The sequence below is a fragment of the Streptomyces sp. NPDC015130 genome, assembly GCF_043080005.1.
Lineage (GTDB): Bacteria > Actinomycetota > Actinomycetes > Streptomycetales > Streptomycetaceae > Streptomyces.
Genome location: NZ_JBIBVC010000004.1, coordinates 289,176 through 302,809 on the forward strand (window position 1 = coordinate 289,176; position 13,634 = coordinate 302,809).

Here is a 13,634-nt window from a genome sequence, read left to right on the forward strand (position 1 = left end):
GCGAGGGCGTCGTGGCCTTCGGTGGCCGAATCACCGTACGCACCAAGCAGGTTGGGGGCTTCCGGGGAATTCCTCCTCTACGATTCGAGCTGCTTCTAGGATGGGCACGCTGAACCGGATCGGGGGGAACATGAATCCGGCACTACTCGCGGCAACGTCCGCGTCCATCGTGGGAGCGTTGACGACGGAGGCGTGGCCGCAGCTGCGCGACCGCATGACGAAGCTCTTCCTCGGCATGCGGCGGCCCCAAGAGGCCGCCCAAGTCACGGAGGAGCTCGACGAAGCCCGCGAGATGATCCTCGCCGTCGAGATCGACGAGGGCAGGCACATCGAGCACGAGGCCACGGTCGTCCTCCAGCGACGCCTACGAGACCTGCTCTACCAGGACGCGTCGGCGAACGAGGACCTGCAGGAGATCCTCGTCGACCTGCTGGTGTCGCCGTCGACGAACTACGACGCACCGGACCCGCGCTCCCTGGCATTGCTTCAGCTGGTCGACGACTCCACTCCTGCCCCGGGGGAGCCCCGGCGTGCGAAGAGAACACTCTCCAGACGCCAGTCGAGTCTGCGCACGGCACTACAGGACATCACCATCGAATTTCCCCTCGCAACGGCACGCATGCTTCCGCAGGACCCCCCCTCCTTCACCGGACGGGATCGCGAACTGCACCAGCTGCTGGAGGTGGGAACGAGAACCGGCGAATCGCCGGTCGTCCTGCTGCACGGCATGCCCGGCGTGGGTAAGACCGCACTCGCGGTCCACGTCGCGCACGCCCTGGCCGACGAATTTCCCGACGGACAGCTGTTCATCAACCTACGAGGCCATGCGCCCGCGGACGTCCCCGCCTCACCGAAGCAGCTGCTCGGCTCCCTGCTCGTGGCAGTGGGTATCCCCGCGCCCGTGCAGCCCCCGAGCGTCCATGGCCGCGCCGGCCTGTGGCGCAGCTGGCTGGCCACCCGGAACGTCCTGCTCATCCTCGACGACGCCGCAGACTTCGCGCAGGTTCAGCACCTCCTGCCCGGCTACCCCGGCTGCCTCACTCTGATCACCAGCCGGGTGAGGCTGGAGGTGCCGGAGATCTCCCTCTCCCTTCCCCTCGACGTACTCAGACCCGAGGAATCCGCCGCGCTGTTCCACCAGATGCTGCACCAGAGAGGAGCGTCGACCGGCCCGTCCCAGGCGGCTGAGGTGGCCCGCCTGTGCGGGCACCTGCCGCTGGCTCTGTCCATGGTCTCCGGACTGCTCATGGCGCACCCCACCTGGACGGTGAACGACCTGGTCGACGACCTCGACCACTTCTCACGGCGCCTCATCGCGCCCAATGTCGGCGCGACATCCGTGGGCCAGGCTCTCGGCACCTCCTTACGCAGCCTGGAACCCGGCCAACAGACCTTCCTGCGCAGACTCTCGCTCCATCCCGGTCCGGACCTGGAGAAGCGGGCCTGTTCCGTCCTGACCGGCGTCACCGTCGACCGTGCCGACGAATACCTGGAGAACCTCTACCAGCGCAGTCTGCTCAGCGAGGTGTCCCCGGGACGCTTCCGGATGCACGACCTGCTCGTCTCCTACCTCGAATCGGCCCCTGAGCGGGATGACAGCGATCCAGAGACGGATCTGGAGCGCGAGGGGCATCTCCAGCGGCTGGTCGACTACTACCAGCGCACCGCGACCGCCGCGTACCTGATGGAATCCCACCTGCAGCCCGTCGAGGAGCTCCGCACCTTCCTGCCCGACTCCGCACCACCACTGAACGATGCCGCTCAGGCCGCCGACTGGCTCGCGGCCGAGCTCGACAACCTCGCGGCCTGCACGCAGTTCGACGCGGACCACCCCGATGCCGTTGCACAGATCTCCACCATCGTCACCGCGCACCTCCTGAGGCTCGGCGCATCCGCCGTGGACACCGCGGAGCACGTCATCGGTGTGGGCAGACACAGGGCGTTCGAGCGCGGAGACCTCCGGGCCGCGGCGCTCTTCACCCACCTGTCCGGGATCATCGCCCTCGCGCGCGGTGAGCTGTCCCAGGCACGGGACACCCTGGACGAGGCCCGTGCGCTCAGCGCCCGGGGCAGGTGGCAACTGGGTGAGGCCCGGGCTCTGTTCACCCTCTTCATCGTGTGCCGTATCAGCGGCGCACCGGACGCTTCCCGTGACACGCTGAACCAAGCCGGGCAACTCTTCGCCGAGGCGGGAGACCAGAGAAGCCTGGCCAGGGTCGCCGAGCAGATCAACCGACTGGAATCGGACAAGGCCGGGCAGGACCTGGCGCAGTTGACCGGTCCGTCCGGTCAGCCGCAGGCAGCACTGCCCCTCGAAGACATCCTCGAACAGCTCGAGCAGCTGGCGCTCGCCATGTACCTGGAGAGTCTCGCCGCCACAGGGCAGACGGCCACCGCCGACGACGCGCAGCGCCTGCCTGCAGCCGAACAGACCGACGAAAAGACGCCTGCCGAGCAGACGACTCCTCCCGACGACGAGACACCAGAGACGGACGCGGGCAATTACGGTGGCATCGGGGGAGAACCCCCGGACACCCCCGTTCCCGCGGAGTTCCCCGACGAGGACCCCGATCCGTGCCCTACGGGCGACATCTCGGCAGATGCCGAATCGTCGATCCCCGTCGAAGACCTCGACGCGATCGACGAACAGGTCATCAACTTCTGGTTCACGGACGACATTCCGGACGACCAACCGCTGAAGGTCGACACGTCGTACACCGGTTGCTTCCAAGTCGGCCCCGACCGTGACGAGAACCGCGCGGAGGGCGACCGCGCCATCCCCCCGGACGACATTCCCGCCGACGGCCTGCCCACGCAGTGGTACGTCCTCTCCAGGACGTGCAAACTCGCCCTCGCCGACGAAACCCGCGAGGCGGAGCCCTCGACAGCCGGCGAACACCCGGAATGGGCCGTCGAGTTCGACCTCCTGGTTCTGCCTCACGCACCCTCCGAGGAACGTCTCGTCACCGTCACGCCCACAAGCCCCGGGACCTGCCGCATCGACGTCCTCGTGATGGTCGACGGCGACCTCTACCGAGAGCTCACCATCGAGTTTCCCGCCGAGCCCGCCACTCCCGGCTCCACCCCTCCCACGCAGGGCACGCCTGCGACGGGAGCAGCACCCACCCGGGAGTTAGCCAATCTGCCTGCCCCTCGTGACGAGAAGACCCCGCCTGCCCTGCCACCGTCCGAACCGGGAAACGCTTCCGCGAGAGCCGCGTCAGCATCGCGGCGTCCTCCCAACCAACGCCCCGGCGCGCGAGTGTCGATACGCAGTACCCGCAGAGTCGCGGCCAAGCACACGGCACTGCAGAACCCGCACGACTGGCAGCAGCCGGCCCATACCCTCACGCTCACCCTGATGCCGCCGAGAGCGGTGTGGCAACTGGACGTCGAAGGTAAACCCGGCCAGAAGACTTCTGGTTTCGAGAACTGGCAGCCCGAAGGTGACGCGGCCCAATGGGCAAGCGAGGTCCAGGAGGCGCTGGAGGCGTACCGGCAGCACCACGCAAGCCGGTACAACAGCATCACGCCCAAAGACATCGCCAACAGACTCCACGAGTTCACACCCGACGCAGACTGGGCGAACTCCGGAACACGGGCCACTCCCGACGACCAGCAGGCGTGGAGCGAGGTCGAGCACAGCCCACACCTGCGCGAGCTGGCCATGGCCGGCAGCCAGCTCTTCACGACGCTCTTTCCCAGGGAGCACCGCTTCCACCAACTGATCAAGAACCTCGCGCCGGGCGACAGACTCCATGTCAACTGGAGAGACGACAGCCTCGACCACATCCCCTGGCCGCTGATGTACGGCGGAACGCTCCCCAGCGCAGGCCAACCGGTCAGTGCCCAGGAGTTCTTCGGTCTGCGACTTCGCACCACCCACATCGCGCGCTCCGCGGAGACCGCGCGGGTGCTGTCGCCCGACTTCGCGCGAGCCCATCTCATGTACTGGGGCGGCAGCGAAGGAGACGAGACGACGCGGGTGGCGCTGGAGCACATCAACGAACTCGACCAGTGGAAGCCCCTGGTCCTGCCCCAAGGCCAGGAACGGCGCAAGGAAGAGCTCTCCACCTACCTGTGCAACCCCGACTCCCTCTCGCTGCTCTACGTCTTCAGCCAGGCGTACAGCAGGAAGGGACAACTCCGCGGCCTCCGCTTCGGCAGCACGGTCGAGGACGAAGACGTCCTCCTGCTCTCGGAGATGGGGGACCAGCCCCTGAGCGACCAGCCACTGGTGTTCATGAACGCCTGCGAGACCTCCTCCGCGGAGTACCTGCACAGCAACCTGCTCCAGAACCACTTCGTCCGACGCGGCAGCCGCGCCTACATCGGCAGCGAGTGCAAAGTCCCCGCAGGCTTCGCGGCCCGCTTCGCCCACGTCTTCTTCCACTTCCTCTACGACCGGTCCCACCGCAACCACCCCACGGCCGCCGGCGAGGCCCTCGCCCAGACGCGCAAGTTCTTCTGGGACCAGTACCGCAGCATCGGCGGTCTCTTCTACAGCTACGTCAACGACGACCAGCTCTTCGTCGCCCGCCCCGGCGAAGTCGAAGCCATGCACAACCCCCGCCGGGCAACGCCCCAGACAACAGCGAGGTACGCGTGACCACACCGCACGACCGGCAGCACACAGGCCACCAGTTCCTCGAGGGCGACACGGCGACCCGACTGTCGCTGCTGCGCTCGCCGGACCACGCCGACAGCCTGCGCCGCTTCCTGGGAAGCCGCGTCTACACCGAACTGCTCGACCTGGCCGGCCCCGCACCGCATGAGCATCTGGCCACGACGACCGGATCGAGCCTCGTCTTCGTCCCCGGCGTCATGGGCAGCGTCCTGGTCAGCCGGGGTCTCGGCGGAATCTGGTGGCTCGACGTCAGGAACCGCCACCGCGTCGACAGCCTGGCCCTGGCACCCGACGGCCTGAACGACGCCCACGACTCGTTCAAGGTCACACCCGCGGCCCTCGACATGTCCTACGAGGGATTCCTGATCGCCGCCGCCGCCCACCGGGACCACGACCCCCACGCCTTCCCCTACGACTGGCGCAAGCCCCTGGACGCCAGTGCCGACGAACTCCACCAGACGATCCTCGCCACCCGTGCGGCCACGCCCGGGCGACCCGTCCACGTCGTCGCCCACAGCATGGGCGGTCTGGTCGTCCGCACCGCCCTCATGCGCCACCCCGACCTGTGGAGCCACATCGGCAAGGTCGTCTTCCTCGGCACACCGCACTACGGTTCACCCGCCATCGCCGGCTACCTGAAGAACCATCTCTGGGGCCGAGAACTGCTGGCACTCCTCGGCCGCTACCTCTCCCGCGACACCTTCCGCAGCCTCACCGGCGTCCTGAGCCTCCTGCCTGCCCCGGCCGGCGTCTATCCGTCCAGCACCAGCCCCTCCGGCGATCTCTACCACCACCCCTGCGCCGACTTCGACCTCTACGACGCCGCCGCCTGGCATCTCACACTCTCACCCGCGCAGCAGCTGCAGCTGCAGGCACGACTCGACGACGCCCGCAAGAGCCACGAGGATCTCCACCTGTGGCACAGCGCCCTCGACCAGGGCCTGCGGGACCGGATGGCCGTCATCGCCGGCACCGGATTCAAGACCCTCTTCCGCATCGCCTATGCCAAGCGTCCAAAGCTCTGGCACAGGATGGACCGCGTCACCAGCCGGGAACCCGGAAACCCGCACCGCGACGGAGACGGCCGTGTGCCGCTCGCCTCGGCGCGACTGAAGTCCATCGGCGAGACCCGCTACATCAACGGTGAGCACGGAAGTCTCCCCAACCTTCCAGAGGTCCAGCAGGACGTCTGGAACTTCCTGGCCGACCGTCCCATGCGCCTCGCCGAGACACCGGCAGCCGCCCTTCAGGAACACCTCGGCGGCGCCGTACAGAGGACTTCCGCGCTGGCCCTTCCTCACGTCCCCGGGCTCCCTCTCGACGACCCCGGCTACCTCGACTTCACAGGCCCCACCTTGGCGCAGCTGGCAGACCTCGAGAAGCGCCTGGCCGACGGCGAACTCCCGGACTTCATGAGAACCCGCCTCCTCTGACGTACTCGCCAGGGGGCGGGCCGTGGCGGTCGGCCTGACGGCCCGGCCGCCACGCCGGGATCACGGCCCTACCGGTCGGGAATGCATGACCGGCGGTGTCCTCATCACGAGCAGAAGACATGGCAGGTGCTCTCCCAGCTGCCGACCGAGCCAGGTGAGCTCCTGGAGGGCTCGGCGGCGGTGGATGAGGGCTGGGACGCCTTGACCCACGTGGCCGCCTTGCTCCTCATCTCTCGCGAGGTCGGGATTTCTGACGGGGGAGCGTGGGCAGTGGCGGCAACACCCAGGTGAGGGGCTTCGGGCCTGCCGTAGAGGTGACGTGCTGGTCCCCGGTCCCGTCGCCGAGGTCGACGCGGTACGCGTCCGGGCTTCCGGCCTGCTTCCATCGGGCGTGGAGGGTTTCGAGCTCGGCCCAGATGTCGCGCGGTCCGTGGACACGGACGGTGCCGTCATCGGGACCGACTACGGCCCACGCGTCGTCCCCGGGCGCGACGAGAGTCATGGTGTCGGCCTGGAAGTCCCGTACCACCCCGCCCACCAGGTACGCGGCGGCCAGCCAGAAGCCGTAGGCGTCATCCGGCGGCGGCGCGAGCCGCGTCGCCCGCGCCGTGCCGGGGTCCGCCTTGATGCGGGCTCGGTGGTCGACCGCGTTCAGCCACCGGTAGCCGAGCATGGGCCGATACCCACTCCGCCCGCCCCGCAGGGTCGCCCCGATGCGGCCCGCGCGGGTGCGGGTGACCTCGATCCGGCCGGGCCAGCTCGGAGTGCGGGTGGCAAGCGTGGTGAGCAGCCGCCCACTCGGCGCGAGCTGCTCCGTCCAGGCGCGCGGGACGCGGGGGACACCGATGCCGGAGTGGATCCGGTCGAACTCCCCTCCCTCCGGGTGTCCATCGAGGGCGTCGCCTTCCAGGACCGTCGCTTCCAGGCCGAGCCGGTCGAGGCTGCGTTGGGCGAAGGCGGTCATGTGCCGGTCGTGCGGCGTACTGGGGCGCCGCCCACAGCACCGCGGTCGGCCAGGTGTAGGTGGAGCACGGTGCAGGCAGGCAGCGTCGTACGGCCCGCGTGGGCGTTACGTCCGGCTCCGCCCTGGCCGGCGGGCCAGGGTGTGCACGAGGCGGCCGACATCCCGGTACGGGCTCCGCCCGGACGCGGCCCACTCCAGTTCCAGCACCGCCGCGTACACCTCCGGCTCGGGGCTCCAGGTGTCGTCGAGGTGGTCGTGGAAGATCCGCACGCCCTGCCACGGCAGCGGGACCAGTCCGTGGTCGGCGGCGAGCCGGTCTAGGACCACCGGGTCGTCGCCCCGGGTCATCAGGCCGAGACGGCCGGCGCTGCTGTCGGCGTGCACTCCCGTTCGCGGCTCGGCCTCGATGAGCCGGCGCGCGGTCACGTAGTCGCCGCCCAACGCCTCGCGCACGCCCAGAGACCTGCGGTTCTTGACGAGGACGCTGAGCAGGCCGCCCGGCGCGACGAGCACGGCCAAGCAGGCCAGTGCGGCACCAGGTTCGTCCAGGTACATCAGCACGCCGTGACAGCACACCGCGTCGAACCGCTCCCTGTCGAAGGGGAGGGACTCGACACCGGCTTCGACCAGCCGGACACGATCCGCGAGCGCGGAGCGGGCGGCGAGCCGCTCGGCCACGGCGCTCAGCATCCGGGCCGACGGATCGACAGCGGTCACGTGGTGTCCGGCCATGGCCAACCGGATCGTCATCTCTCCGTTCCCGCACCCGACGTCGAGGATCTCCACGGGACGGCCCGGGAGTTCCGTGCGAAGCCGCCGCTCGACCAGGTCGTGACGGAGCCGGCCCCGCGCGCTGTCGCAGTGATCGGCGTACACGGCGCCCACCTCGTTGAACCCGTTCGCGCCGCCGTCTCCGATGAACCCGTTCACAGCGCCCACTTCGTCGAACCCGCTCACGGCACCCACCCGATCTCCGTGTAGGCGCGTCCCGCCTGGATGCCGTCGATCGCGGCGCGGGTGTACGGGACGGTCGGCTCAGGGAGGTCCTTCACGTTCCACCACTGCCAGTCGACGCACTTGTCCGGCTCCCGTAGGGTCGGAGTGCCCTCCCAGGGCCGGGCCCGGAAAAAGAGCTGGACGCGGGGCGGATCCGAGGGCTGTTCCCGCATGTGCACGGTGTGGACGAGGTCGACGTCGGCCGGGTCGATCACCAGCCCGGCCTCCTCGTATGCCTCCCGCACGAGGCATGCGATCGCGGCCTCTGCCTCGCAGTGGCCGGCCAGCACGTGCCAGAAGCCGCCGGCGTACGCCGAATTCGGGTGCCGGCGCCCCAGCAGGACCCGGCCGTCGTGCTCCAGGTAGAGGTGGACACCGACCACATGCAGCACCGTCCCGGACGGCGGCGACGACCCGGCCTCATTGCCCGCCGGTTCGTCGACGACCGCAGGGTGGGTCCGGTCCTGTGGCTCCCGACCGCCGCCCAGCAGCGACCATCGTCCCGGTTCCCAGATCCGCGGCTTGTCGGCGTCCCGCAGATGCAGCAGGTACCGGCCGCGGCCGTCATGGATGATCGCGGAGGCGTTCACCGGAACGATCACGCTCTCCAGGCCGGACGCGGTGAGCTTGGCACGCAGCGTCGGGGAGGACACCTCGTCGAACGGCAGCCACACCGCGTCCGCCACCTCCTCGGGCTGCAGGGTGGGCGCGGGCGCTTCGTCGGCGAGGTGGAAGACGAAGCGGAAGTCGTAGTGGCGGTGGCCCGGCTCGTCCTTCGCCAGGTCGGGGGCGATGTCGTGGACGTCGATGTCGATCGGCCCGTCCCGGAACTCGGCGGTGGGGACGAGGGAGGCGGCAGGGATCCCCGTCTCCTCCGCGGCCTCCCGCAGGGCTGCGGCCGGCAGCGTGTCATCGGTGGCTTCGACGTGCCCGCCCCGGCAGAGGAGCAGCCCGCCGGACGCCTTGTGACGGATGTGCAGGACCTGCCGGTGACGGTCGATCACCACCGCGCTGCAGGTGATGGGTCCGGGAAGAGCGGACCGGTCGGTCGGGGCGTCGCCGGTGTCCAAGGCGGCAGACAGACCGGCCAGCATGGCGCGCTCGGAGGGGTTCCGGTCCAGGTAGGCGGCGACCAGGGCACGCAGGTAGGGGAGAGCGGGCGGCATGTCAGACCTCACAGACAGGGAAGGGGGAACGGGCGTCCGAGACGAGCGGTGGCGTCATGACAGGACCTGTCCCTCGTCGACGGCGTCGGCGGTCGTGTCCTGGGCCTTGTCCGCAGGGGCGGTCTGGACCGGCACCGAGGTGGTGGTGAGGAACTGGCGGGCCTGCAGCTCGTACGCATCACGGAACGCGCCCGTCCCGGTGACGGGATCCATGAGCTCGGTGAAGGTGCCGTGCTCGACGACGCGTCCTTCGTCGAGGACGTAGATGAGGTCGGCGTGGCGTGCGCTGGCGAGACGGTGGGTGATCAGGACGACCGTCTGTCCTTCGTCGGCGAGCCGGTGGATCTGGTCGAAGACCCGCTGCTCGGCGGCGGCGTCCAGCGCGCTGGTGGGTTCGTCGACGATCAGGACGTCCCCCCGGCGCAGCCGGGCGCGGGCGAGCCCCAGCTTCTGCCATTGCCCGCCGGAGATGTCCTGGCCACGTTGGTAGCCGCGGGCGAGCAGCGCGTCGAGTCCCTGCTTGAGCCTGGCGATGACCTTGTCGGCGCCGGAGTACGCGGCGGCGTCCTGGATCTCCGCGTCGTTCCAAGAGACGGAGCTGCGGCCGATGCCGATGTTGACGCGGGCGGTGAAGGGCCACCTGTAGAGGTCCTGGGCCACCATGGCGATCCGGTCGAAGATCTGCTCCCGGTCGGCCTCGGCGGTGCTGACACCGCCCCACAGGACCCGTCCCTGGGTGGGCTGCCGCACGCCGCTGAGGAGGCTGACCAGGGTGGACTTGCCGGCGCCGTTCGTACCCACCAGGGCGACCGTCCTGCCCCGAGGGATGACGAGATCGACCTCCGCGAGGGAAGGCGTGTCCTTGCCGGGGTAGGCGTAGGTGACGTTCTCGAAGCGGATCTCGTCGACCAGGTCCGGGAGGGCCTTCCCGCCCGTGGGCACAGCACGCCGGACGGCCTCGTCGCAGAGGCGCTCGAGGTCCGCGATGTACAGGGCTTCGGCCTGGAGCTCGGTGACGCGCATCACGAGGCTCGTGATGCCGGCCGAGCTGCTACGGATCGCCAGGACGGCCGTGCCGGCGATCGCGAGGTCCATCTGCCCGGCCCACAGCAGTGCCCCCAGCACGCCGTAGGTGGCGATGGTCGCCACCCCCCGTACGGAGTCCGAGAACAGGTTCACCCGCACGCCGGTCCAGGCCAGCCTCGTCTGCTCGACCTCGCTGGTCTCGGCCATCAGTCGGAAGTGCCTGAGCAGCAGGGGAGCCACCCCGTGGACGCGCACCTCGGCCGCGGCCCGCTGGTCGATCAGCAGCTGACTCAGCAGCTTGGCGGCCCGGGCGTGCTGGGCGAAGCGGTGGAAGCTGGTGTACCGGTGCCGGGCCATGCTGATCGAGCCCCATGCGCTGGGCAGAGCCATGAGCGCCAGGAGAGGCAGGAGTACCGGGTGCAGCACGGTCAGGACTCCGGCGGCCGCGACCAGTGAGATCGCGGAGGTGACCACGGCGGTGCAGTAGCCGACCATTCTCCGCGCGGCGTCCGCACCCCACTGCGCGGTGTCCATCAGCTTGTGGAAGCCGTCGTCCTCGATGGCCTCCAGCTCCACCCGGGCCACGAGGCTGAGGTAGCGCTCGGTCGCCGCGCGCTGCACCTTGGGCTCCAGGATGCGGGTGGCGGCGAGCGAGGCCGACCTGCAGACCGCGCCGACCGTCGAAAGGACGGCGACGATGGTGATCGCCGGCAGCGCGGCCCGCAGCCTGCCAGGTACGTCTCCGGGAGCGAGGAGCTCCACGAGCAGGGCGTTGACCATGATGAGGGAGACGGCCTGCGTGATGCCCTGCCCGAACTCGCTCAGCGCGACCGTGGTGAACGCCGGGCGGTCGACTTCCCGGGCGAGGCGGACGGCGAGTCGGACCTGCCGGGGGAGTGAGCGGGCCATCTCCCCCATACCGAGCCTCGCCCAGGCGTCGGAGTGGACGGCGAAGCCCTGGTCGTAGGTGAGCTTCCCGCCGAACAGCAGCCGCTCCGACTCCGACGCCTCGTCCTCGGACGCCGGCACTTCACTGGTGTGCTTCATGCCTTCCACCCCGGATCCGGGCGGTTCGTCCGAGCGGCTGCGCCGGCCAAGGCGCACGCCGGCACCATGACGGCGCAGGCGCCGCGCCGAGGCTGATGGATCTGCTGACGGAAGATGGGAAGGGGATGCATCACGGGCTCCGGTGAGGCGAGTTGGGGTGTCGCGTGGCTCAACGACACGGAGCGGTGGAGCGAGCACACAGGATTCGGACGCCGTTCGAACCCCGGAACCGAGCGAAAACCCGTTCGTGCGGTGTGCACCGATCCCCGTAGGACGGGGAAGCGGCCGATGCCGAAGGTGGCCGAAACGCCGAGGAAGCCAGGTCGAGGTTCCCGACACGCAAAGTGGTGAGCGTGACCTCGCGGGAGGAGGGTGGCACGACGGTCTTCGGTAACCGCAGCTTGGATCCCGCTCGTGCCTGTGCTCGCGTCGATCACCGGGCGGTCGGTCCGCCCGGTGATCTGCACGGTGCAGGCCGCACCGCTGCCTTGGTATCGGCCGGATCGGTACGTGAGGGGGGCAGGGCCTGCCGACACGGCCTCGGGTTCGTACGGAGGGAGCCCAGGCGGCGGTGGCCCGCGAGCAGATCAGCCCTTCGCTTCGCGGACGTCCTTTCCCTCCTCGGCGAACGCCTTGAAGTCCCGCATGTGCTGTTGCGACTGCTTGCGGAAGGCGCCGGGCATCAGGAGCCCCACCAGACGCATCGGCAAGCTGCTGAACCAGTACTCGTTCTCACTCACCCAGAGCGTGGTCCCCGGACCGGCCTCGGTCAGGCGGTCGCGCGCGGCGCTCCACATGCCCTCGCCGACGATCTCGCGGTCGAAGTGGACGACACTCCCTTTCGGGATCCCGTGCAGATCTGCCGGTTCCCGGCGCGTGATCGTCTCGGTGCACTCGAACTTCCGCTGCCCCATCTGCATCACGACCCGCGACGTGGTACCGACCTGCCCGTGCACGCCACTCAGCGGCTCGTGCAGGACCAGGCCGCGCAGCCACTTCGGCAGGTGTACCGGGTCGGCGAGCAGCTGGACCACCCTCTCCCGCGGCAGGGCGATCTCGATCGAGACGGTGTACTTCATGGCAAAGCCCTCCGGGTTGCAGAGTCAACGGGCACCTCTGCTGATCTCTCACCGGCACGAGGGATGCCGTAACAAGATCACCGCCGATTCCAGCTGGTGCCCGGGGGCCCCGTTGCGTCCCCGCCGGATTGGTGTGTCAGACCACGGCGAGCCGGTCCACCAGCAGTTCGACCCTCGGCTCGATGTACTCCCGTGGCAGCCGTCCGGCCCGGGTGAGGGTGGCGAGGCCGTGGAGGCCGGCCCAGAACAGCTCGGTGAACAGTCCGGGGTGGACGCCCGGCCCGGCGACTTCACCGAGGGTTTCCTGCAGGGCGGCGAAGGCGTCCTTGAGGGGTTCCGGGGTGTCCTCGTCCGCGAAGGCGAGGCCGCCGTCGAGCTGGAACAGGGCGTCGTAGACCGCCGGGTTGTGTGCGGCGAAGTCGAGGTAGGCGTGGGCGAGGGCGGCGACACGCCCGCGCGGGCTGTTCGCGCCGGACGCCGCGGTCCGCACCGCCACGGCCATCTCGGCGGCGCCCTGGAGGGCGACGGCGCCGATGATCTCGCGTTTGCCGCGGAAGTGGCTGTAGAGGACGGGCTGGCTGTATTCGATGCGCTCGGCGAGCCGGCGGGTGGTGACGGCGTCCCAGCCCTGCTGCTCGGCGAGTTCGCGGGCGGTGGCCACGATGAGACGTTCGCGGTCCGCCCGTTCGCGCTGCTTGCGTTCCTGTACCGACATGATCCGACCCTAGCACCGCTAGACAATCGAGCGACAGCAGTACTAGCGTTGCCTCATCACCTAGCAACGCTAGATTCCAGGGGGATCGCCATGCTCGACACAGTCCAGGTCGTCACCACCGTCGTCGTCGGCCTGATGGTGGGGGTGGAGTTCTCCGTCGCCTTCATCATGAGCCGGATCCTGGACGCGCTTCCCGAGGACAGCGCCCAGCTCGGCCACGCGCACGGCGGCCGGATGCTCGGTGCCCTCATGCCGTTCTGGTACATGGGCTCGCTCGTCCTCAGCGCGATCTGGGCCGTCACCGGATGGCACCACCAAGGTGCCGGACTCGTCGTCACCGCCGCCGGGCTGCTGATCGTCAGCGTGGTCATGTCGATCCTGCTGCTCGTCCCGATCAACAACCGGAACAAGACCTGGACCGCCGAGAACCGGCCCGCCGACTGGAAGGAGCTGCTGAACCGCTGGAACCGCTACCACTACGTCCGTGTCGCCGTCATCGTCGCCGCGTTCACCCTGCTCGTCACCGCCCTCGCCTGACACCACCCTGGCGCGTGTCGATTCGCCTACCCGCTCCGCCGAAC

General features: G+C 69.4%; 9 protein-coding genes. 3 read left to right on the forward strand and 6 right to left on the reverse strand.

The genetic code is table 11. The annotated features are described in order from the left end of the window. The first annotated feature begins 100 nt into the window (after positions 1-100). Together ACF08F_RS09945 and ACF08F_RS09950 are read left to right on the forward strand one after the other, a co-directional pair. Positions 101-4,609: an NB-ARC domain-containing protein gene (locus tag ACF08F_RS09945; RefSeq protein WP_392298020.1), complete on the forward strand. Its 4,509-nt coding sequence runs from the start codon at positions 101-103 to the stop codon at positions 4,607-4,609. Continuing rightward, positions 4,606-6,060, forward strand: a complete 1,455-nt coding sequence (locus ACF08F_RS09950; protein ID WP_392298021.1) for a lipase family alpha/beta hydrolase — start codon at positions 4,606-4,608, stop codon at positions 6,058-6,060. The genes ACF08F_RS09945 and ACF08F_RS09950 overlap by 4 nt, the downstream gene beginning before the upstream one ends. A 226-nt stretch (positions 6,061-6,286) precedes the next feature. Here ACF08F_RS09950 and ACF08F_RS09955 read toward each other — a convergent pair whose 3' ends face one another. The 6 genes from ACF08F_RS09955 to ACF08F_RS09980 all read right to left on the reverse strand — a co-directional run bounded on the left by ACF08F_RS09955 (position 6,287) and on the right by ACF08F_RS09980 (position 13,053). Next, positions 6,287-7,024, reverse strand: a complete 738-nt coding sequence (locus ACF08F_RS09955; RefSeq protein ID WP_392298022.1) for a hypothetical protein — start codon at positions 7,022-7,024, stop codon at positions 6,287-6,289. Positions 7,025-7,129: 105 nt separating this feature from the next. Then, positions 7,130-7,954 carry a methyltransferase domain-containing protein gene (locus ACF08F_RS09960; RefSeq protein ID WP_392298023.1) on the reverse strand — a complete coding sequence of 275 codons (825 nt, stop codon included), beginning with the start codon at positions 7,952-7,954 and terminating at the stop codon, positions 7,130-7,132. A 23-nt stretch (positions 7,955-7,977) separates the two neighbouring features. Beyond that, a complete protein-coding gene (locus tag ACF08F_RS09965) occupies positions 7,978-9,186 on the reverse strand; it encodes an NUDIX domain-containing protein (protein WP_392298024.1) in 1,209 nt (402 codons plus the stop codon). Between the two features lie 54 nt (positions 9,187-9,240). Continuing rightward, positions 9,241-11,259, reverse strand: a complete 2,019-nt coding sequence (locus tag ACF08F_RS09970; RefSeq protein ID WP_392298025.1) for an ABC transporter ATP-binding protein — start codon at positions 11,257-11,259, stop codon at positions 9,241-9,243. A 587-nt stretch (positions 11,260-11,846) separates the two neighbouring features. Further along, positions 11,847-12,338: an SRPBCC family protein gene (locus ACF08F_RS09975; protein ID WP_392298026.1), complete on the reverse strand. Its 492-nt coding sequence runs from the start codon at positions 12,336-12,338 to the stop codon at positions 11,847-11,849. 136 nt (positions 12,339-12,474) lie between these two features. Next, positions 12,475-13,053 carry a TetR/AcrR family transcriptional regulator gene (locus ACF08F_RS09980; RefSeq protein ID WP_392298027.1) on the reverse strand — a complete coding sequence of 193 codons (579 nt, stop codon included), beginning with the start codon at positions 13,051-13,053 and terminating at the stop codon, positions 12,475-12,477. Positions 13,054-13,143: 90 nt separating this feature from the next. Between ACF08F_RS09980 and ACF08F_RS09985 the strand changes: the two genes are divergently transcribed. Then, a complete protein-coding gene (locus ACF08F_RS09985; protein WP_392298028.1) occupies positions 13,144-13,590 on the forward strand; it encodes an anthrone oxygenase family protein in 447 nt (148 codons plus the stop codon). Positions 13,591-13,634 lie beyond the last annotated feature (44 nt).